Below are 18,813 nucleotides of genomic sequence, written 5' to 3'. Positions count from 1 at the left end.
TGGTATCTCGAGCGGCCCCCCAGGCAGTACCACCCCGAGGCGTACGGGACAATGGGGTACGTGACTCGGATCGTGATCATCGGTGGCGGACCCGGCGGATACGAGGCGGCCCTGGTGGCCGCCCAGCTCGGTGCGGAGGTGACCGTCGTCGACTGCGACGGTCTGGGCGGGGCGTCGGTGCTCACCGACTGCGTGCCGTCGAAGACCCTTATCGCCACGGCCGAGGTGATGACCACCTTCGATTCCTCCTACGAGGAGCTCGGCATCATCGTCGCCGACGACACGCCGCCGCTGGAGCAGGCCGCCCGGGTCGTCGGGGTCGACCTCGACAAGGTCAACCGACGGGTCAAGCGCCTCGCGCTCGCACAGTCGCACGACATCACCGCCTCCGTCACGCGCGCCGGCGCCCGGGTCATGCGCGGCCGTGGCCGGCTGGAGGGCATGCAGGCTCTCGACGGCTCCCGGAAGGTCGTCGTCACCGCCGCCGACGGCACCGAGGAGACCCTCACCGCGGACGCCGTCCTCATCGCCACCGGTGGTCACCCGCGCGAGCTCCCCGACGCCCAGCCGGACGGCGAGCGCATCCTCAACTGGACCCAGGTCTACGACCTCACGGAGCTCCCCGAGGAGCTCATCGTGGTCGGTTCCGGTGTCACGGGCGCCGAGTTCGCCGGTGCCTACCAGGCCCTCGGCTCCAAGGTCACCCTCGTCTCCTCCCGCGACCGCGTCCTGCCCGGGGAGGACCCGGACGCCGCCGCCGTCCTCGAGGACGTCTTCCGGCGTCGCGGCATGAACGTCATGTCCCGCTCCCGTGCCGCCGCCGCCAAGCGGGTCGGGGACCGGGTCGAGGTCACCCTCGCGGACGGCCGGGTCATCGCCGGCTCGCACTGCCTCATGGCGGTCGGCGCGATACCCAACAGCGCGGGCCTGGGCCTGGAGGAGGCCGGGGTCAGGCTGCGCGAGTCGGGTCACATCTGGACGGACAAGGTCTCCCGCACCACCGCCCCCGGCGTGTACGCCGCCGGTGACGTGACCGGCGTCTTCGCGCTCGCCTCCGTCGCCGCCATGCAGGGACGTATCGCCATGTACCACTTCCTCGGCGACGCGGTGGCCCCGCTCAACCTGAAGACGGTCTCCTCGAACGTCTTCACGGACCCGGAGATCGCCACCGTCGGCTACAGCCAGGCGGACGTGGACGCGGGCAAGATCGACGCCCGCGTGGTGAAGCTCCCCCTCCTGCGCAACCCGCGCGCGAAGATGCAGGGCATCCGCGACGGCTTCGTCAAGATCTTCTGCCGGCCGGGTACGGGCATCGTGGTCGGCGGAGTGGTCGTGTCCCCGCGCGCCTCGGAACTCATCCACCCCATCTCGATCGCCGTCGACAACAATCTGACGGTCGAACAGATCGCGAACGCGTTCACCGTGTACCCGTCCCTTTCGGGGTCGATCGCCGAGGTGGCACGGCAGCTGCACACGCGCAAGGCGACCGGCGAGGCCTGACGGCCGGATCCGACTCCCCTGCGGTCACGGGGAGTTGCCGACCATGCGGACGGCATAGGCGGCACAACTAGGCTCCTATACCACTCCGCGAGCTTCTGTGCGAACAACTTCTGTTATTCGGCGCAAACTGCTGAAAGCAGACGGTCGTTGGGGTTACTGTCAGTTTCGTGTTCGCTGCAGAACGTCGCCAATTGATCCTCGAAATGGTGCGAGCGAACGGAGCCGTGTCGCTCCGTGAGCTCGCCCGCGTCGTCCAGACCTCCGAAGTGACCGTACGGCGGGACGTGCGCGCGCTGGAGGCAGAAGGACTCCTCGACCGCCGGCATGGCGGTGCGGTATTGCCGGGTGGATTCACGCGGGAGTCCGGCTTTCCGCAGAAGTCTCATCTCGCGACCGCCGAGAAGACGGCCATCGCCGACCTGGCCGCCAACTTCGTCGAAGAGGGCGAGGCCATTGTGGTCGGCGCCGGGACCACCACCCAGGAGCTGGCGCGCCGGCTCGCCCGGGTCCCCGGCCTGACCGTCGTCACCAACTCCCTGCTGGTGGCCCAGGCGCTGGCCCATGCCAACCGAGTGGAGGTCGTGATGACCGGCGGCACCCTGCGCGGTTCCAACTACGCCCTGGTCGGCAGCGGGGCCGAACAGTCCCTGCAGGGGCTCAGGGTCTCGCGGGCCTTCCTCTCCGGGAGCGGACTGACCGCCGAACGCGGTCTCTCCACGTCCAACATGCTGTCGGCGTCCGTCGACCGTGCGCTGGTTCAGGCGGCCGCCGAAGTCGTCGTCCTCGCCGACCACACCAAGCTGGGCACGGACACGATGTTCCAGACGGTGCCGACGGATCTCATCACCCGTCTCGTGACGGACGAGCCGCCCGCCCATGACGACCGGGCCGCCACCGAGTTGCAGGCCCTCGCCGACCAGGGCGTGCAGATCGCCGTGGCCGGGGCGTCGGGGGGCTCGGGAAACCCGGGGGGTGATGCGGGCCCGGCGCGGCAGCCGCGCCGGGACGTGCCGCTCCCGGCCCCGCGCCGCGGTCAGGTCCCGGGCGCCGGTCCGGCGCTGCGGACGGCCACGGTCCTGGGCGAGCAGGCACCGGGCACCGAAAGGGCCCGGGTCGCCGACCTCCGCCGCCGCTGAAGCGGGGGGCGCGACCACCACGGGGACGGGGAAAAGCGGTGCGCCCGGTGGACCGTATGATCCGGTCCACCGGGCGCACCGTCACGTCGTACGCACGTCGTACGACTCAGTCCTTGATCTCGCAGATCGGGGCGCCGGAGGTGAGGGACGCGCCGACCGTGGCGTCGAGGCCCTTGATGGTGCCGGACTTGTGTGCGTTGAGGGGCTGTTCCATCTTCATGGCCTCGAGGACGACGATCAGGTCGCCCTCTGTGACCTCCTGGCCCTCCTCGACGGCGACCTTGACGATGGTGCCCTGCATGGGGGAGGCGAGGGTGTCGCCGGAGGCGACCGGTCCGGACTTCTTGGCCGCGCGGCGCTTGGGCTTGGCGCCGGCCGCGAGGCCGGTGCGGGCCAGGGTCATGCCCAGCGAGGCAGGCAACGAGACCTCCAGGCGCTTGCCGCCGACCTCGACCACGACCGTCTCGCGGCCCGTGTCCTCGTCCGTCTCCGCGGCGTCGGCGGGGGCGGTGAAGGGCTTGATGTCGTTGACGAACTCGGTCTCGATCCAGCGGGTGTGGACGGTGAAGGGGTCCTGGCTGCTGGTCAGTTCCGGCGCGAACGCGGGGTCCTGCACGACCTTGCGGTGGAAGGGGATGGCGGTGGCCATGCCCTCGACCTGGAACTCCTGCAGTGCGCGGGCGGCGCGCTGCAGGGCCTGTTCACGGGTGGCGCCGGTGACGATCAGCTTGGCCAGCAGGGAGTCCCAGGCGGGGCCGATGACGCTGCCGGACTCCACGCCGGCGTCCAGGCGCACGCCCGGGCCGGTGGGCGCGGTGAAGGCGGTGACGGTGCCGGGGGCGGGCAAAAAGCCCCGGCCGGGGTCCTCGCCGTTGATGCGGAACTCGATGGAGTGGCCGCGCAGCCGCGGGTCGCCGTAGCCGAGTTCTTCGCCGTCGGCGATGCGGAACATCTCGCGCACCAGGTCGATGCCGGCGACCTCCTCGGTGACCGGGTGCTCGACCTGCAGACGGGTGTTGACCTCGAGGAAGGAGATGGTGCCGTCCGCGCCGACGAGGAACTCCACGGTGCCGGCCCCGACGTAGCCGGCCTCCTTCAGGATGGCCTTGGAGGCGGAGTACAGCTGGTCGACCTGCGCCTCGGACAGGAACGGTGCCGGGGCCTCCTCGACCAGTTTCTGGTGCCGGCGCTGCAGCGAGCAGTCCCGGGTGGAGACGACCACGACGTTGCCGTGGGAGTCGGCCAGGCACTGTGTCTCCACGTGCCGGGGCTTGTCGAGGTAGCGCTCGACGAAGCACTCGCCGCGCCCGAACGCGGCGACGGCCTCGCGGACGGCCGACTCGTACAGCTCGGGCACTTCTTCCAGGGTGCGGGCGACCTTCAGGCCGCGCCCGCCGCCGCCGAAGGCGGCCTTGATGGCGATCGGCAGGCCGTGCTCGCGGGCGAAGGCGACGACCTCCTCGGCACCGGAGACGGGGTCGGGGGTGCCGGCCACCAGCGGGGCTCCGGCGCGCTGGGCGATGTGCCGGGCGGCGACCTTGTCACCGAGGTCGCGGATGGCCTGCGGGGGCGGGCCGATCCAGATCAGACCGGCGTCCAAAACGGCCTGGGCGAAGTCGGCGTTCTCCGAGAGGAAGCCGTAGCCGGGATGGATGGCGTCCGCGCCGGACTCGCGTGCCGCCTTCAGCACCTTGTCGATGTCCAGGTAGCTGGTGGCCGGGGTGTCACCGCCCAGAGCGAACGCCTCATCCGCCGCGCGGACATGCAGAGCGTCCCGGTCCGGGTCGGCGTAGACGGCCACGCTCGCGATGCCGGCGTCCCGGCACGCCCGGGCCACGCGGACAGCGATTTCGCCACGGTTGGCGATGAGCACCTTGCGCACGATGAGGCTCCCTCCTTGAAACAAGCCGAGTTTAGGGACTGCTGACACGGCACTTCGACCCGTCCCCAGTGGTGAGCTTGCCCACACGGAGCGTGATGCGAGGCTCGCTCGACCGGAGAAATCCCTTGTCGCGCCTCGGTAGGCAGGACTCCTCCCGGAAACCCTAGCCCTCCGCTGTGGTCAAGGTCTCTGTGAGAGCGTGCTGCGGACCACTTCGTTTCTTTGTGGAGTCCCTACGAATGGCCCAATGATTCTTTGCCCTCCGCAGAACCCTTGTCCCGCGGTTTACCCGTTAGTAGCGTTCGCGATGTCTCGAACGTACTTGGAGTAACAACAGGCTTGCTCGTACGGCGCTCGAACGGACGGGCGCTCGAACTGATCGACGGCTCGGAAGTGGGTGGGGACCGGTGGTGCGCAGACCGGTGGCGTGGGTGGTGGCGATCGTGCTCTTCGCCGAGGCGCTCGGCATCGCGGCGCTGAACTGGTTCCTGGGGATCGTCGTCGACCGCCAGGACATGTCCCTGGCGGGTCTGGACCCGGACATGATGTCGGTGTCCTCGAAGATCGGCGGGGTCGTCTTCGGCCTCTACTACGCCCTGTGCGGCCTGGTCGCGCTCCTCGTCGCCCTGCGCAACCGCCCGCCCGCCGGCTTCGGCCGCGTCCTGCTGATCAGCGCGGCCGTGGTGCACGGCCTGCTGGGGGCGTTCGTGTGGGGACTGGTGGGCTGGCCCGCGTTCCTGTTCATGATGGTCGTGCTCGCGCTGATCGTGCTGCTGCTGATGACCTACGACAGCCCGCCGCGGCCGGAGCAGCCCGTTGACGCGCCGCCCGAGGGCGGCGCGGGCGACGAAGGGGCGGGCGACGACGGCAAGGGGGACGAGGGCTCCCCGGTCACGCCTCCGGTGGCGCCCACAACTCCGTGATGCCGACGCCCAGTTGTGCCAGCAGCCGCCGAACGAGGGGCAGGCTGATGCCGATCACGTTGCCGTGGTCGCCGTCGATGCCGTCGATGAACGGCGCCGAGCGCCCGTCGAGGGTGAACGCGCCGGCGACGTAGAGGGGCTCGCCCGAGGCGACGTACGCGGCGATCTCGTCGTCGGTGGGCTCCCCGAAGCGGACGACGGTGGAGGCGATGCCTGAGGCGTACCGCCCGGTGACGGTGTCGTAGACGCAGTGGCCGGTCTGGAGCGTCCCGGCCCGTCCGCGCATCGACTTCCACCTGGCCGTCGCCTCCTCGGCGTCGGCGGGCTTGCCGAGGGCCTCGCCGTCCAGGTCGAGCACCGAGTCGCAGCCGATCACGATCGCACCCTTGACCTCGGGTTTCGCGGCCACGACGGAGGCCTTCGCCTCGGCGAGGGCGAGCGCCAGCTCGGCGGGGGTGGGCGCGTGGACGGCGTCCTCGTCGACGCCGCTCACGATCACCTCGGGTTCGAGACCGGCCTGGCGCAGCAGGTTGAGCCGGGCGGGGGACTGGGAGGCGAGCACGAGTCGGCGGCGCGGCTGATCTGTCATGCGGTCAGCGTATCGGCGGCCGTCATCTCGTGCCGAGGACGATCATCGCGAGCACCATGGCCAGTGCCATGAGAACGCCCAGCCGCCGCAACATCTCCTGCATGTCGCGGAGTTCTTTGGGGGGCTCGTTCTCGGGGTCGGACCACAGCATGAGACCAGCCTGCGGGGGGCTGCCGTCAGGGCGCCTGAGTACGGGTACTCAAGTTTGTGGCCCGCAGTCGGTTTTTGGTCGGCTGCGGGCCGGCGGGGGCTTGTCGCGCCCACGCGGCGGAGCCGCACATTGATACAGCCCCGCACCCCTTGGGTCGGCTGCTGCTAGCCCGGCCAGTAAGTGCGCGCCCATGAGCTTGGCCCCGGCTGGGGCAGGCGGTGGGAGGCGATCCTTGCCGGGTCGGACCAGGAGTCGCGTTCTGTGGGTGCGCCGGGCGGTATCGAGGCTGCCGCCGCGGCGCGTGCCCTGACCACCGCCAGGGCGGCGGCCAGCTCCTCCGGGGTCGGGTTGCCCCGTACGACCTTGATCACAGCGGCTCCTTAGAGGGGGATGTTGCCGTGCTTCTTCGGGGGCAGGGATTCCCGCTTCGTACGCAGCTGACGCAGGCCGCGTACGACGTGGCGGCGGGTGTCGGACGGCATGATCACCGCGTCGACGTAGCCGCGCTCGGCCGCGATGTAGGGGTTGAGGAGGGTGTCCTCGTACTCCTGGATGAGGCGCGCGCGGACCGCTTCGAGGTCCTCGCCGCTCGCCTCCGCCTCGGCGATCGTGCGGCGGTGCAGGATGTTGACCGCGCCCTGCGCGCCCATGACGGCGATCTGGGCGGTCGGCCAGGCGAGGTTGAGGTCGGCGCCGAGGTGCTTGGAGCCCATGACGTCGTAGGCGCCGCCGAAGGCCTTGCGGGTGATGACCGTGATCAGCGGCACGGTGGCCTCCGCGTAGGCGTAGATCAGCTTGGCGCCGCGACGGATGATGCCGGTGTGCTCCTGGTCGACGCCGGGCAGGAAGCCGGGCACGTCGACGAAGGTGAGGACGGGGACGTTGAAGGCGTCGCAGGTGCGCACGAATCGTGCGGCCTTCTCGGAGGCGTCGATGTCGAGGCAGCCCGCGAACTGCATCGGCTGGTTGGCGACGATGCCGACGGGGTGGCCCTCGACCCGTCCGAAGCCGGTGAGGATGTTCGGCGCGAACAGCGGCTGCGTCTCGAAGAACTCGGCGTCGTCCAGGATGTGTTCGATCACCGTGTGCATGTCGTACGGCTGGTTCGCGCTGTCCGGCACCAGCGTGTCCAGCTCCAGGTCCTCGTCGGTGACGGTGAGGTCCGCCTCCTCCGGGAACACCGGGGGCTCGCTGAGGTTGTTGGACGGCAGGTACGACAGCAGCTGCTTGACGTACTCGATGGCGTCCTTCTCGTCGCCGGCCATGTGGTGGGCCACGCCGGAGGCGGAGTTGTGGGTGCGGGCGCCGCCCAGCTCCTCGAAGCCGACGTCCTCGCCGGTGACGGTCTTGATGACGTCGGGGCCGGTGATGAACATGTGCGAGGTCTGGTCGACCATGACCGTGAAGTCGGTGATCGCGGGGGAGTAGACCGCGCCGCCCGCGCAGGGGCCGACGACCAGGCTGATCTGGGGGATGACGCCGGAGGCGTGGGTGTTGCGGCGGAAGATCTCGCCGTACGCGCCGAGCGAGGCGACGCCCTCCTGGATCCGCGCGCCGCCGGAGTCGTTGATGCCGATCACGGGGCAGCCGGTCTTGAGGGCGAAGTCCATGACCTTGACGATCTTCTGCCCGTAGACCTCGCCGAGCGCACCGCCGAAGACGGTGAAGTCCTGCGAGAACACGGCTACGGGACGGCCGTCCACGGTGCCGTACCCGGTGACCACGCCGTCGCCGTACGGGCGGTTCCTCTCAAGCCCGAAGTTGGTGGAGCGGTGCCGAGCGAACTCGTCGAGCTCGACGAAGGAGCCCTCGTCGAGCAGCAGCTGGACCCGCTCACGGGCCGTCAACTTGCCCTTGGCGTGCTGCTTTTCGACGGCACGTGCGGAGCCGGCGTGTGTCGCCTCGTCGATGCGGCGCTGGAGATCCGCGAGCTTGCCCGCGGTGGTGTGAATGTCGATCTCTTGACGCTCTTCCGGCTCGGACATCGGGATACGGCTCCCTGCCTGCTCAAAAGGGGGGACGGTTACTCATCCGTAGCGTAGTGGGGTGCCTATCAATCGGCAGTGCGGCGTTTACCACACCTAGGGTGGCTTGCATGACGCCGCAAGATGCTTCAGACGACAGCCGTTGGTCCGACCTGGACCGTCCGCCGCTCAACGCCGCCGCGTTGCGGCGTGGGCTCGTGCGGGAGGGCGGACTGTGGACGGGCGTGGAGCTCGTGCAGCGCACGGGCTCCACCAACTCGGACCTGGTGGCCCTGGCGGCCGCGGGCAAGGCGGCCGAGGGCACGGTCCTCGTCGCCGAGGAGCAGACGGCCGGGCGCGGCCGCCTGGACCGGCAGTGGACGGCGCCCGCTCGGTCGGGGCTGTTCTTCTCCGTGCTGCTGAACCCGAGCGGGGTGCCGGTGGCGCGCTGGGGGTGGCTGCCGCTGCTCACCGGGGTGGCGGTGGCGACGGGGCTGTCGCGGGCCGCCGGGGTGGACACGGCACTCAAGTGGCCCAACGACCTGCTGGTGACCGTGGGCGGGGAGGAGCGGAAGGCCGGCGGGATCCTCGCGGAGCGGGCCGGGGACGACGCGGTGGTCGTCGGGGTCGGCATCAATGTCTCGCTGCGTGCGGACGAGCTGCCGGTGCCGGCGGCGGGATCGCTGTTGCTGGCCGGGGCCGCGACCACGGATCGGGATCCGCTGCTGAGGGCTGTGCTGCGGGGACTGGAGGACTGGTACGGGCGGTGGCGGGACGCCGGGGGCGATCCGGCGGCGAGCGGGCTGCAGGAGACGTATGCGGCGGGGTGCGCGACGCTCGGCCGGGTGGTGCGGGCGGAGCTGCCGGGTGACCGGTCCCTGGTGGGGGAGGCGGTGGCCGTCGACGGGGACGGGCGGTTGGTGATCGCGACGGAGGACGGGGTGCAGGAGCCGGTGGGGGCGGGGGACATCGTTCACTTGCGGGTGGCGTGAGTTTCCAGGCGTCCGGTGCGCTCACCGGTGCAGGGGACCTACCGTCGGCTTCGCAGGAGTGAGCTACCGCACACCTGCCGTAGAGTTGAGGCCGGTCGAACCTGACCGTGGCAGATCGGAAGGGCAGCAGGCGTGACCGTCGACGACACGGGCTCCGGCATGGGTCGTAACCCAGCGCCCGACGGCACCGACAACGGTGAGGACCCCCTCGCGCTCCGCCTCGAACAGCTCATTCTGGGCGCCGAGCGCCGCTACACCCCCTTTCAGGCGGCCCGCAGCGCCGGTGTCTCCATGGAGCTGGCCTCACGCTTCTGGCGGGCGATGGGCTTCGCGGACATCGGGCAGGCCAAGGCGCTGACAGAGGCCGACGTGCTCGCGCTGCGGCGGCTCGCCGGTCTGGTCGAGGCGGGGCTGCTGAGCGAGGCCATGGCGGTGCAGGTGGCCCGGTCGACCGGGCAGACCACCGCCCGTTTGGCGGAGTGGCAGATCGACTCCTTCCTCGAGGGCCTGACCGAGCCGCCCGAGCCGGGGATGACCCGGACCGAGGTGACGTACCCCATCGTCGAGCTGCTGCTGCCCGAGCTGGAGGAGTTCCTCGTCTACGTCTGGCGGCGCCAGCTCGCCGCATCGGCCGGCCGGGTCGTGCAGGCCGCCGACGACGAGGAGATGGTCGACCGCCGGCTGACAGTCGGCTTCGCCGACCTCGTCGGCTTCACCCGGCTGACCCGCCGTATGGAGGAAGAGGAGCTCGGCGAGCTCGTCGAGGCCTTCGAGACGACGGCCGCCGACCTGGTCGCCGCGCACGGCGGACGACTCATCAAGACCCTCGGCGACGAGGTGCTGTTCGCCGCCGACGACGCCGGTGTCGCCGCGGAGATCGCGCTGCGGCTCATCGAGACCATGGCCCACGACGAGACGATGCCGGAGCTGCGGGTCGGCATGGCGTTCGGCACGGTGACGACCCGTATGGGCGACGTCTTCGGTACGACGGTCAACCTGGCCTCCCGGCTGACCTCGATAGCTCCGCGCGACGCGGTCCTCGTTGACACCGCCCTCGCCGAGGAGCTGATCCGTACGACGGACGCGCCGGCCTCCGAGGCGGAGGCCGCGGAAGCGGCGGCGTCCGCCGAGAAGGAGGGCGAGGAGCCGCCGACGTACCGCTTCGCGCTCCAGCCGATGTGGCAGCGGCCGGTGCGCGGGCTGGGCGTGGTCGAGCCCTGGCTGCTGACACGGAGGGCCGAGGGGAAGCCGTAGGGGCCTCGCTTCGGCCCACGGCCGTCAGTGGATGGCCGCTCCCAGCTCGTCCAGGCACAGGCCGATGATCGGCACGCACACGTCCGGCTGGTCGGGTTGGCTCGGCTGTGGGGCCGGAGGGCTGGTGGTGCCGGACGGGCCGGGTGCGGGTGGCGCGGAGGTCGTCGTGGCGGGTGACCCTGGCCTGGTCGCGGGGGCGTCGGGGAGGGGCGTGGCGAGGTCGGGAACGGCCGTCCCGGACGTCGGCACGGTGGTCGCCGAGGGGTGCGGGACGAGGCTCATGCCCGGGGCCGGTGATGTGCTGATCCCGCCCATGACGGAGGTCGCCGAGGGGCTCGCTCCGGGGGCGGCGCCGAGGGTCGTGGCCGCTGCGCGGGTCGAGCGGCCCGCGTCACCGCCCGGGTCCGTACGGGGTTCGGCCTCTGCCTCCGCCGCGCCGGGCCTGTCGGTACCGCCGTCGGGCGCCAGCCGTACGAGACTCAGCGCACCGGCGGCCAGGGCCAGGCCCCCGGCGGCCATCAGGACCTTGCGGGGGCGCGGGCGGCGGTGACGGCCGCGGGCGCGGACACGGGGGCTCTCGACGTGTTCCCCGTGCGGCTGACCGCTCTCCGTCTTCGTTGCCGTCTTCGTCATCCCGATCCCCTCCCGATCCCCTCCCGACGCGCTCGCGCCCCGGCGCCCGGGGGCGGAACGCACGTTATGCACTCCCGTGGGCGTGTGGGTGGGGGTTGGGCGGGATGTCACTCGAACGGGGAGACGGGTGGTGTCTTTCCCCGGTGGGGATCGGCTGCGATGATCGGGCCAGTTCTGTTAACCGGCGTTAACCAGGAGGGTGTCATGAGCGAGGAACGGTTCGGGGAGTTCGTGCTGGTGCGGCGACACGGGGACGGGCATGTCGCGGAGCTGGCCCTCGACCGGCCCAAGGCCATGAACGCCGTCTCGACGGACATGGCGCGGTCCGTCGCGGCGGCGTGCGCGGCGCTGGGGGAGAACCGGGACGTACGCGTGGTGGTACTGACGTCGACGCACGAGCGGGCGTTCTGCGTGGGGGCCGATCTGAAGGAGCGGAACTCCTTCAGCGACGCGGATCTGCTGCGGCAGCGGCCGGTGACGCGGGGGGCGTACACCGGGGTGCTGGAGCTGCCGGTGCCGACGATCGCGGCGGTGCACGGGTTCGCGCTGGGTGGGGGGTTCGAACTGGCGCTGTCGTGTGACGTGATCGTGGCCGACCGTACGGCGGTGGTGGGGTTGCCGGAGGTGTCCGTGGGGGTGATTCCGGGGGGCGGGGGTACGCAGTTGCTGCCCCGGCGGGTGGGCGGTGCGCGGGCGGCCGAGCTGATCTTCACGGCGCGGAGGGTGGAGGCTGCCGAGGCGCGGGAGCTGGGGCTGGTGGACGTGCTGGTGGAGGACGGGCGGGACCGGGAGGAGGCGCTGACGATGGCGTCCAGGATCGCCGGGAACTCGCCGGTGGGGTTGCGGGCGGCGAAGCGGGCGTTGCGGTTGGGGCAGGGGCTGGATCTGCGGGCGGGGCTGGAGGTCGAGGACGCGGCTTGGCGGGCGGTGGCGTTTTCGGGGGACCGGGCGGAGGGGGTGGCGGCGTTCAACGAGAAGCGTGCGCCTCGGTGGCCGGGGGAGTAGGGGGCGTCGGCGGTACTGGTGCCCGGCGTTGCGGTCGGCGCGGGGTGGGTCGCGCGGCCCGGCGCTTGCGGGTGCGGTCCGCGCGTGTGCCTGTGGCGGGCGGGGGTTGGTAAGGGGGTGCCCGGCGTTGTGGCGGGCGGGGCGTGGGTCGCGTGGCCCGGCGCTTGCGGGTGCGGTCCGCGCGTGTGCCTGTGGCGGGCGGGGGTTGGTAAGGGGGTGCCCGGCGTTGTGGCGGGCGGGGCGTGGGTCGCGTGGCCCGGCGCTTGCGGGTGCGGCCTGCGCGTGTGCCTGTGGCGGGCGGGGGTTGGTAAGGGGGTGCCGTGCGGTGTGGCGGGCGGGGGTGGGTCGCGTGGCCCGGCGCTTGCGGGTGCGGCCCGCGCGTGTGCCTGTGGCGGGCGGGGGTCGGTATGGGGGTGCCCGGCGTTGTGGCGGGCGGGGGTTGGTAAGGGGGTGCGGTGTGGCGGGCGGGGGTCGGTATGGGGGTGCCGTGCGGTGTGGCCGGCGCGGGGTGGGTTGCGTGGCCCGGCCGCTTGCGGGGGGCGCCGCTCGTGCCCACCCGTGCCGCCCCGGGGGGGCACGCATGCCCGCGGAGGGACGGGGTGGCTGGGCGCCGCGGGCGACCGCGGACGGGTGGCGTGACGGGGTGCCGCGCCCGACCGCGGATCAACCAGCCAAACTCAGCCCGTCCGGCGTTTGAGGACGAGGCCGTTCGGGCCGATGGGGGTTCTGGGGGCGCAGCCCCCGGGCGGCGGTCACCCTGAGTTCACCCCAAGCGCCGCATCAATGTCCTGTTTAGCCCCAAACATCCCTAGCCTGGAGTGATGGGTGAGGACAGGCGGCTCGCCGCTGTGGTCGCGTTGGCGCAGGGGATGGCCGCTGCGCAGGCTCCGCGTGAGTCGTGGCGGGCGGCGGCCCTCGGGGCGTGCCGGGCCCTGGCCGGGAGCTTTGCCGCGCTCTCGGTGTGGGAGCGGGATCTCGGGCGGCTGCGTGTCCTCGTGAACGCGGGGGACCGTGCGCCGGGCGAGGACGAGTTCCCCGACGCCGAGGCCTACCCTGTGCACCAGTTCCCCGAGATCACCGAGTTCCTGCACGAGAGATGGGTCGCGGGCGGTGAGCCCAACGCCTGGGTGGAGACGGCCGACGGTCCGGCCGCCGGTCACCCCGGTTACTCCCACCAGCGGGTCGCCGCCCTGCGCCGCCGCGGCCGCGGTTCCTGCGTCGTCGCCCCGATCGTGCTGCACGGCCGCGCCTGGGGCGAGCTCTACGTGGCCCGCTCGACCGGCGCCCCCGTCTTCGACCGCGCCGACGCCGACTTCGCCACCGTCCTCGCCTCCGTCGTCGCCGCCGGTCTCGCGCAGACCGAGCGCCTCGAAGAGGCCCGGCGCCTCGCCTTCACGGACGCCCTCACCGGTCTCGCCAACCGGCGCGCCATCGACGTACGGCTCGACGAGGCCGTGGAGCGGCATCGCGCGCACGGTGTGGTCGTCAGCCTCCTCGTCTGTGATCTCAACGGGCTCAAGCGTGTCAACGACAGCCGTGGACACGCCGTCGGCGACCGGCTCCTCGAGCGGTTCGGGTCCGTCCTCTCCCTGTGCGGCGCCATGCTGCCGGGCGCCCTCGCCGGCCGCCTCGGCGGCGACGAGTTCTGCCTGCTCGCCGTCGGTCCGCCCGCCGACGACGTGGTGAAGGTCGCCGACGAACTCTGCCGTCGCGCCGCCGAACTCGATCTCGGCGAGGGGGTGGCGTGCGGGATCGCGTCCACCGGGGATCCCATCGGGCCGGTCCGCTCGGCCCGCCGGCTGTTCCGGCTCGCGGACGCGGCCCAGTACCGGGCCAAGGCCGTACGTGCCACCAGGCCCGTCGTCGCCGGCCGGGCAGGGCCCGACGATCCCGTCGTACAGCTGGCCAACGAGCCGTCCCGGACGGGGACACCGGAGCGGCGGCAGTTCCGCGGACGCCCCTGAGCCCGAGCCGGGAGGCCGGCTTGTGACCCTCGGTAAGGGGCGAACCCGCCCCCCACTGGTGACATCCTCGTCTTCACTGCGTACGCTCCTGAATATGGATATGCACACTGTGGTGGTGGGGACGTCCGGCGTGACCGCGTCCGACGTTCTCGCCGTGGCGCGCGGCGGCGCCCGGGTCGAGCTCTCCGAGGAGGCGGTGGCGGCTCTCGCCGCGGCCCGCGGGATCGTGGACGCCCTGGCGGCCAAGCCCGATCCCGTCTACGGCGTCTCCACCGGCTTCGGCGCCCTGGCGACCCGGCACATCAGCCAGGAACTGCGCGCTCAGCTGCAGCGCAACATCGTCCGCTCGCACGCCGCCGGCCTGGGTCCGCGGGTGGAGCGGGAAGTCGTACGGGCCCTGATGTTCCTGCGGCTCAAGACCGTCTGCTCCGGACACACCGGCGTACGGCCCGAGGTCGCCCGGACCATGGCCGACGTGCTCAACGCCGGCATCACCCCCGTCGTCCACGAGTACGGCTCCCTCGGCTGCTCGGGAGACCTCGCCCCGCTCTCCCACTGCGCACTCACGCTCATGGGCGAGGGGGACGCGGAGGGTCCGGACGGGACGGTACGGCCCGCGGGCGAGCTCCTCGCCGAGCACCGGATCGCCCCCGTCGAACTGCGCGAGAAGGAGGGCCTCGCCCTCCTCAACGGCACCGACGGCATGCTCGGCATGCTGGTCATGGCCCTCGCCGACCTGGACATGCTCTACAAGTCCGCCGACGTCACGGCCGCCCTCAGCCTTGAAGCGCTCCTCGGGACGGACAAGGTCCTCGCCCCCGAACTGCACGCCATCCGCCCGCACCCCGGCCAGGGTGCCGCCGCCGCCAACATGCTGGCCGTGCTGAAGGGTTCGGGGCTCACCGGACACCACCAGGACGACGCCCCACGGGTCCAGGACGCCTACTCCGTGCGCTGCGCACCGCAGGTCGCCGGCGCCGGACGCGACACCATCACCCATGCCCGGCTGGTCGCCGACCGCGAACTGGCGTCCTCCGTCGACAACCCGGTCGTCCTCCCGGACGGGCGCGTCGAGTCCAACGGCAACTTCCACGGGGCCCCGGTGGCCTACGTCCTGGACTTCCTCGCCATCGCCGCCGCCGACCTCGCGTCCATCGCCGAGCGGCGGACCGACCGGCTGCTGGACAAGAACCGCAGCCACGGGTTGCCGCCGTTCCTCGCCGACGACGCCGGCGTCGACTCGGGACTGATGATCGCCCAGTACACGCAGGCCGCCCTGGTGAGTGAGATGAAGCGGCTCGCCGTACCGGCGTCCGCGGACTCCATCCCCTCCTCCGCCATGCAGGAGGACCACGTGTCCATGGGCTGGTCCGCGGCACGCAAGCTGCGCACCGCCGTCGACAACCTCACGCGTGTGCTCGCCATCGAGCTGTACGCCGCCACCCGCGCCGTCGAGCTGCGCGAGGGCCTGACCCCGGCACCTGCGTCGCAGGCGGTCATCGAGGCCGTACGGGAAGCGGGCGTTCAGGGACCCGGTCCGGACCGCTTCCTCGCGCCCGACCTCGCCGCGGCGGACGCGTTCGTGCGCGGCGGGGAGTTGGTGGCCGCGGTCGAGAGAGTGACGGGACCGCTCGCCTGACCGCTTCAGTTCATACGGGGCCGCCGTCGTACTCCCCAATCGACGGCGGCCCTTCGGCTCACTTGAGCTTGGCGATCTGCGCCTCGACCACGGCCGCCGGTATCTCGGCCGCCTTACCGGAGCCGAGCGCGGCGAAGTTCACCGTGTAGAACGTGGCGACGGTGTTGCCCTTGCGCACCACCTCGGTGTGGAAGGTGGCCGTGCCCTCGCCGTCCATGTCGACGTCCTCGGAGAACGCAACGGACTCGTCCCCCAGCCCGGAACCCTTCTCCGAGACGACCTTGGTGACCTTCGAGTCCTCGCCCCCCGCCGCGAGGCCGTACCCCGTGGAGCAGGCCGCCACGCCGTCGGAGACGGCCTTCATGGCCTTCTCGGCGCCGTCTCCTTCGTACGAGGACAGGCCCACGAACGTCATGTCGATGTCGAAGGCCTCCGCGGCGTCCTCCGGCTGCGCGGTGGCGGTCGACGCCTTGTCCTCCGCGACGGAGTTGCTCGCGTTCGCGTCCGTGTCGCCCGGGGCGAGACCGGCCGTGGACCAGGCGATCGGGTCGCACGCCGCCTTGTCGGTCTTCACCTCGGTCTTGGACTTCGGGAGGGTGTCGTCTCCCGAGGTGACCCTGTAGCCCTTGACCTCGCCCTGCACGAGCAGCAGCTTCTCCAGATCCGCCGCGGTCAGGGCCTTCGCCGCCGGAGCCGACGACGACGGAGCGGACGACGCGGCAGCGGATTCCTTGGAGTCCTCCGACTCCTTGCCGGAGTCCGAGCAGCCCGTGATGAGGGCCAGTGACAGTGCGCTCACAGCAGCCGTGGCGCACAGCCGCGCCCCCGATGATCTCTTCATGAGCGGACTATGAGGTCATCGTCAAGGGAGAGTCAAGTCAATTCAAAAACCCAGACGTTCCCGGCGAACCGAATAGACGACGAAGCCGGCGCCCAGGCCCAGACAGAGCGTTCCGCCGATGACGTACGGCGTGGTGTCGAAGCCTCCGGTGTCGGCGAGCCGGGTACCGTCCCGAGACTCGGCCGTGGTCCCGGACGCAGCCCGCGCCTGCTGTGTGACCTGCGTCCTCGTGCTCGCCGAGCCCGCCGCTCTCGCCGGGTTGTCCTGGGTCGCGTTCGCGGACGGGACGAACCACAGGGCGCCCAGCAGGGTCCCCGCGGCGGTGGCGGTCAGCAACGGACGGCGAACGGATGACACGGAATATCGATCCCCTTGTGACGCTGGCAAATTGGCCGTGTGGGGCGATGTTAGTGAAAGTCGCGGGTCACGGGAAAGTCACGGGAGCTGTGAGCCGTACGCTCCGGGCATGAGCACTGAAGAGACATCACGATTTGTACGGCTTCGCGTGGAACTCGTCATCGAGGTGCACGACGAGGACGCGCTGAACAAGGCCGCGCTGCGCCGCATCTCCGCCGACGAGGAGATGCCGGACGCCGAGCGGGCCCAGGCCGAGAGCGCTGTGACCGAAGACACCGCGGAGGCGCTCGCCTATCTCGTTGATCCGTTCGACCTGGTCAGCGAGGTGCCAGGGGTCGAACTCCAGCAGGCCTCCTGGTCGAGTGAGCAGATTGACTACGACCCCGACTCGCCCGAGTGGGAACTCGGCGAGGATGATGTCGACGCAGACGACGAGGAAGACGCCCGCACGGACGGCATCGGCTGAGCTTCTTGGGGAATTCGTGACCCCGGGTGGCAACCGCCGTCCGGGGTTTCGTCGTCTCAGGGGGCGCACGGACCGACAGACGCACCACCCGCCGTGGTGTGCCCCACACATGCGAGGAATGTGGAACGGGATGAACCGTCCGTAGCGTTGAAGATGGTCAACGGGGACTCTCGGGGTTTTGGGGATTCGGCAACGATGGAGAAGCGTGTGATAACGGACGGTAAGCGGCGCAAGGGCCTGATAGCCGCGTCCGCACTGCTCGGCGGTGTGCTGGTGCTCTCGGCGTGTTCCGGCGGCGGCGACGCCTCCGGGGACGACAAGGGCAAGGACACCTCGCAGGCCAAGGTCGACGAGGCGGCAGCCCAGAAGACCTCCGAGGCGCAGATCAGCATCACGCCCAAGGACGGCTCGACGAACGCCTCCATCAACAACTCCGCCACCGTCACCGTGAGCAAGGGCACGCTCACCGAGGTGACGATGACGACCGCCGAAGGCGCGAAGGTCGAGGGCGAGCTTTCCGCCGACAAGACCAGCTGGAAGCCCACTACCCAGCTGGAGCGCTCCACCACCTACAAGGTCGCGGCCTCCGCCAAGGACTCCGACGGCCGTGAGGCCCACGAGAACGCCTCGTTCACCACCGTCTCCCCGGCCAACAGCTTCATCGGCAACTTCACGCCGGAGAACGGCTCCACGGTCGGCGTGGGCATGCCGGTGTCGATCAACTTCAACAAGGCGATCACCAACAAGGCCGCCGTCCAGAAGGGCATCACGGTCACCACCAGCAGTGGCCAGGAGGTCGTCTGCCACTGGTTCAGCACCGTGCGCATGGACTGCCGCCCCGAGGACTACTGGAAGGAGAACTCCACCGTCACGCTGAAGCTCGCGCTCGACGGCGTCGAGGGCGCGAACGGCGTCTACGGCGTGCAGCAGAAGACGGTGACCTTCCGCATCGGCCGCAACCAGGTCTCCTACGTCGACGCGAAGACCAAGCAGATGAAGGTCACGCACAACGGCGCGGTCATCAAGACGATCCCGATCTCCGCCGGTTCGCCCGAGAACAAGACGTACGAAGGCGTCATGGTGATGTCGGAGAAGTTCAAGGAGACGCGCATGAACGGCGCGACCGTGGGCTTCACCGACGACGACGGCAAGGGCGAGTACGACATCAAGGACGTGCCGCACGCCATCCGCCTGACCAACTCCGGCACCTTCGTGCACGGCAACTACTGGGGCGCCAAGTCCATCTTCGGCAGCGTGAACACCAGCCACGGCTGCGTGGGCCTGTCCGACACCAAGGGCGCCAACGACACGGGCACGGCGGGCTACTGGTTCTACACCAACTCGATCGTCGGTGACGTCGTGGTCGTCTCCAACACCGGCGACAAGACCGTCGCCCCGGACAACGGCCTCAACGGCTGGAACCTGAGCTGGGCCGACTGGAAGGCCGGCTCGGCCGTCTGACGTCGCCTCACAGCATTCCCACAGCTCATCGATGCCGCCCCCAGGGGCGGCATCGG

Annotated in this window: 18 protein-coding genes; 10 read left to right on the top strand and 8 right to left on the bottom strand. The window is 71.0% G+C overall.

Annotated features, from left to right (window positions below; translation table 11 throughout):
• Positions 1–51 precede the first annotated feature (51 nt).
• Both ABZO29_RS17605 and ABZO29_RS17600 read left to right on the top strand, forming a co-directional pair.
• Positions 52–1,500 carry an NAD(P)H-quinone dehydrogenase gene (locus ABZO29_RS17605; protein ID WP_367321151.1) on the top strand — a complete coding sequence of 483 codons (1,449 nt, stop codon included), beginning with the start codon at positions 52–54 and terminating at the stop codon, positions 1,498–1,500.
• A 167-nt stretch (positions 1,501–1,667) separates the two neighbouring features.
• Positions 1,668–2,636: a DeoR/GlpR family DNA-binding transcription regulator gene (locus tag ABZO29_RS17600; protein ID WP_367321150.1), complete on the top strand. Its 969-nt coding sequence runs from the start codon at positions 1,668–1,670 to the stop codon at positions 2,634–2,636.
• Between the two features lie 106 nt (positions 2,637–2,742).
• Here ABZO29_RS17600 and ABZO29_RS17595 read toward each other — a convergent pair whose 3' ends face one another.
• Positions 2,743–4,518, bottom strand: coding sequence for a biotin carboxylase N-terminal domain-containing protein (locus ABZO29_RS17595; protein WP_367321149.1), 1,776 nt, complete (start codon positions 4,516–4,518; stop codon positions 2,743–2,745).
• Positions 4,519–4,925: 407 nt separating this feature from the next.
• Here ABZO29_RS17595 and ABZO29_RS17590 point away from each other — a divergent pair, with 407 nt between their 5' ends.
• A complete protein-coding gene (locus ABZO29_RS17590) occupies positions 4,926–5,441 on the top strand; it encodes a hypothetical protein (protein WP_367321148.1) in 516 nt (171 codons plus the stop codon).
• Here the strand turns inward: ABZO29_RS17590 and ABZO29_RS17585 are convergent.
• The 4 genes from ABZO29_RS17585 to ABZO29_RS17570 form a co-directional block, all read right to left on the bottom strand.
• The gene (locus ABZO29_RS17585; protein WP_367321147.1) at positions 5,410–6,030 is read right to left on the bottom strand and encodes a nucleoside triphosphate pyrophosphatase; all 621 of its coding nucleotides are present in this window, start codon (positions 6,028–6,030) and stop codon (positions 5,410–5,412) included. The two genes, ABZO29_RS17590 and ABZO29_RS17585, sit on opposite strands and share 32 nt — an antisense overlap.
• Positions 6,031–6,052: 22 nt before the next feature.
• Entirely contained in the window at positions 6,053–6,181 is a 129-nt protein-coding gene (gene mmpB / locus ABZO29_RS17580) for a morphogenic membrane protein MmpB (protein WP_367321146.1), read from the bottom strand.
• A 164-nt stretch (positions 6,182–6,345) separates the two neighbouring features.
• Positions 6,346–6,552, bottom strand: coding sequence for an acyl-CoA carboxylase epsilon subunit (locus ABZO29_RS17575; RefSeq protein ID WP_367321145.1), 207 nt, complete (start codon positions 6,550–6,552; stop codon positions 6,346–6,348).
• A 9-nt stretch (positions 6,553–6,561) separates the two neighbouring features.
• Complete coding sequence (locus ABZO29_RS17570) at positions 6,562–8,166, bottom strand: acyl-CoA carboxylase subunit beta (RefSeq protein ID WP_367321144.1); 1,605 nt, start codon at positions 8,164–8,166, stop codon at positions 6,562–6,564.
• 110 nt (positions 8,167–8,276) lie between these two features.
• Between ABZO29_RS17570 and ABZO29_RS17565 the strand changes: the two genes are divergently transcribed.
• Together ABZO29_RS17565 and ABZO29_RS17560 are read left to right on the top strand one after the other, a co-directional pair.
• Positions 8,277–9,137 carry a biotin--[acetyl-CoA-carboxylase] ligase gene (locus tag ABZO29_RS17565; protein ID WP_367321143.1) on the top strand — a complete coding sequence of 287 codons (861 nt, stop codon included), beginning with the start codon at positions 8,277–8,279 and terminating at the stop codon, positions 9,135–9,137.
• A 132-nt stretch (positions 9,138–9,269) separates the two neighbouring features.
• Positions 9,270–10,391 (top strand): adenylate/guanylate cyclase domain-containing protein, encoded by a 1,122-nt coding sequence (locus ABZO29_RS17560; RefSeq protein ID WP_367321142.1) that lies wholly within the window; start codon positions 9,270–9,272, stop codon positions 10,389–10,391.
• Between the two features lie 24 nt (positions 10,392–10,415).
• Here the strand turns inward: ABZO29_RS17560 and ABZO29_RS17555 are convergent, their stop codons facing one another.
• Positions 10,416–11,024 (bottom strand): hypothetical protein, encoded by a 609-nt coding sequence (locus ABZO29_RS17555; RefSeq protein WP_367321141.1) that lies wholly within the window; start codon positions 11,022–11,024, stop codon positions 10,416–10,418.
• Between the two features lie 204 nt (positions 11,025–11,228).
• Between ABZO29_RS17555 and ABZO29_RS17550 the strand changes: the two genes are divergently transcribed.
• The 3 genes from ABZO29_RS17550 (at position 11,229) to hutH (ending at position 15,632) form a co-directional block, all read left to right on the top strand.
• Complete coding sequence (locus tag ABZO29_RS17550) at positions 11,229–12,029, top strand: enoyl-CoA hydratase/isomerase family protein (protein ID WP_367321140.1); 801 nt, start codon at positions 11,229–11,231, stop codon at positions 12,027–12,029.
• 821 nt (positions 12,030–12,850) lie between these two features.
• A complete protein-coding gene (locus tag ABZO29_RS17545; RefSeq protein ID WP_367321139.1) occupies positions 12,851–13,993 on the top strand; it encodes a diguanylate cyclase in 1,143 nt (380 codons plus the stop codon).
• Between the two features lie 100 nt (positions 13,994–14,093).
• The gene (gene hutH, locus ABZO29_RS17540; protein ID WP_367326165.1) at positions 14,094–15,632 is read left to right on the top strand and encodes a histidine ammonia-lyase; all 1,539 of its coding nucleotides are present in this window, start codon (positions 14,094–14,096) and stop codon (positions 15,630–15,632) included.
• Positions 15,633–15,690: 58 nt separating this feature from the next.
• Here the strand turns inward: hutH and ABZO29_RS17535 are convergent, their stop codons facing one another.
• Positions 15,691–16,473 carry a hypothetical protein gene (locus tag ABZO29_RS17535; protein WP_367321138.1) on the bottom strand — a complete coding sequence of 261 codons (783 nt, stop codon included), beginning with the start codon at positions 16,471–16,473 and terminating at the stop codon, positions 15,691–15,693.
• 42 nt (positions 16,474–16,515) lie between these two features.
• Positions 16,516–16,830 carry an LPXTG cell wall anchor domain-containing protein gene (locus ABZO29_RS17530; protein WP_367321137.1) on the bottom strand — a complete coding sequence of 105 codons (315 nt, stop codon included), beginning with the start codon at positions 16,828–16,830 and terminating at the stop codon, positions 16,516–16,518.
• Positions 16,831–16,939: 109 nt separating this feature from the next.
• On the opposite strand from ABZO29_RS17530, the gene ABZO29_RS17525 reads away from it, so the two are divergent.
• Complete coding sequence (locus tag ABZO29_RS17525; RefSeq protein ID WP_367321136.1) at positions 16,940–17,296, top strand: hypothetical protein; 357 nt, start codon at positions 16,940–16,942, stop codon at positions 17,294–17,296.
• A 195-nt stretch (positions 17,297–17,491) separates the two neighbouring features.
• A complete protein-coding gene (locus ABZO29_RS17520) occupies positions 17,492–18,757 on the top strand; it encodes an Ig-like domain-containing protein (RefSeq protein WP_367321135.1) in 1,266 nt (421 codons plus the stop codon).
• The last annotated feature ends 56 nt before the right edge of the window (positions 18,758–18,813 follow it).

Origin of the sequence: Streptomyces sp. HUAS ZL42 (assembly GCF_040782645.1) — a bacterium.
Taxonomy (GTDB): domain Bacteria; phylum Actinomycetota; class Actinomycetes; order Streptomycetales; family Streptomycetaceae; genus Streptomyces.
This window is presented reverse-complemented; position numbering and strand designations above follow the sequence as displayed.

What these genes read in the sequence shown, in the direction of transcription:
- hutH (WP_367326165.1), top strand. Translation starts at nt 14,094, where the DNA reads ATGCACACTGTGGTGGTGGGGACGTCCGGCGTGACCGCGTCCGACGTT.
- ABZO29_RS17535 (WP_367321138.1), bottom strand. Translation starts at nt 16,473, where the DNA reads ATGAAGAGATCATCGGGGGCGCGGCTGTGCGCCACGGCTGCTGTGAGC.
- ABZO29_RS17555 (WP_367321141.1), bottom strand. Translation starts at nt 11,024, where the DNA reads ATGACGAAGACGGCAACGAAGACGGAGAGCGGTCAGCCGCACGGGGAA.
- ABZO29_RS17545 (WP_367321139.1), top strand. Translation starts at nt 12,851, where the DNA reads ATGGGTGAGGACAGGCGGCTCGCCGCTGTGGTCGCGTTGGCGCAGGGG.
- ABZO29_RS17570 (WP_367321144.1), bottom strand. Translation starts at nt 8,166, where the DNA reads ATGTCCGAGCCGGAAGAGCGTCAAGAGATCGACATTCACACCACCGCG.
- ABZO29_RS17585 (WP_367321147.1), bottom strand. Translation starts at nt 6,030, where the DNA reads ATGACAGATCAGCCGCGCCGCCGACTCGTGCTCGCCTCCCAGTCCCCC.
- mmpB (WP_367321146.1), bottom strand. Translation starts at nt 6,181, where the DNA reads ATGCTGTGGTCCGACCCCGAGAACGAGCCCCCCAAAGAACTCCGCGAC.
- ABZO29_RS17525 (WP_367321136.1), top strand. Translation starts at nt 16,940, where the DNA reads ATGAGCACTGAAGAGACATCACGATTTGTACGGCTTCGCGTGGAACTC.
- ABZO29_RS17565 (WP_367321143.1), top strand. Translation starts at nt 8,277, where the DNA reads ATGACGCCGCAAGATGCTTCAGACGACAGCCGTTGGTCCGACCTGGAC.
- ABZO29_RS17605 (WP_367321151.1), top strand. Translation starts at nt 52, where the DNA reads ATGGGGTACGTGACTCGGATCGTGATCATCGGTGGCGGACCCGGCGGA.
- ABZO29_RS17550 (WP_367321140.1), top strand. Translation starts at nt 11,229, where the DNA reads ATGAGCGAGGAACGGTTCGGGGAGTTCGTGCTGGTGCGGCGACACGGG.
- ABZO29_RS17520 (WP_367321135.1), top strand. Translation starts at nt 17,492, where the DNA reads ATGGAGAAGCGTGTGATAACGGACGGTAAGCGGCGCAAGGGCCTGATA.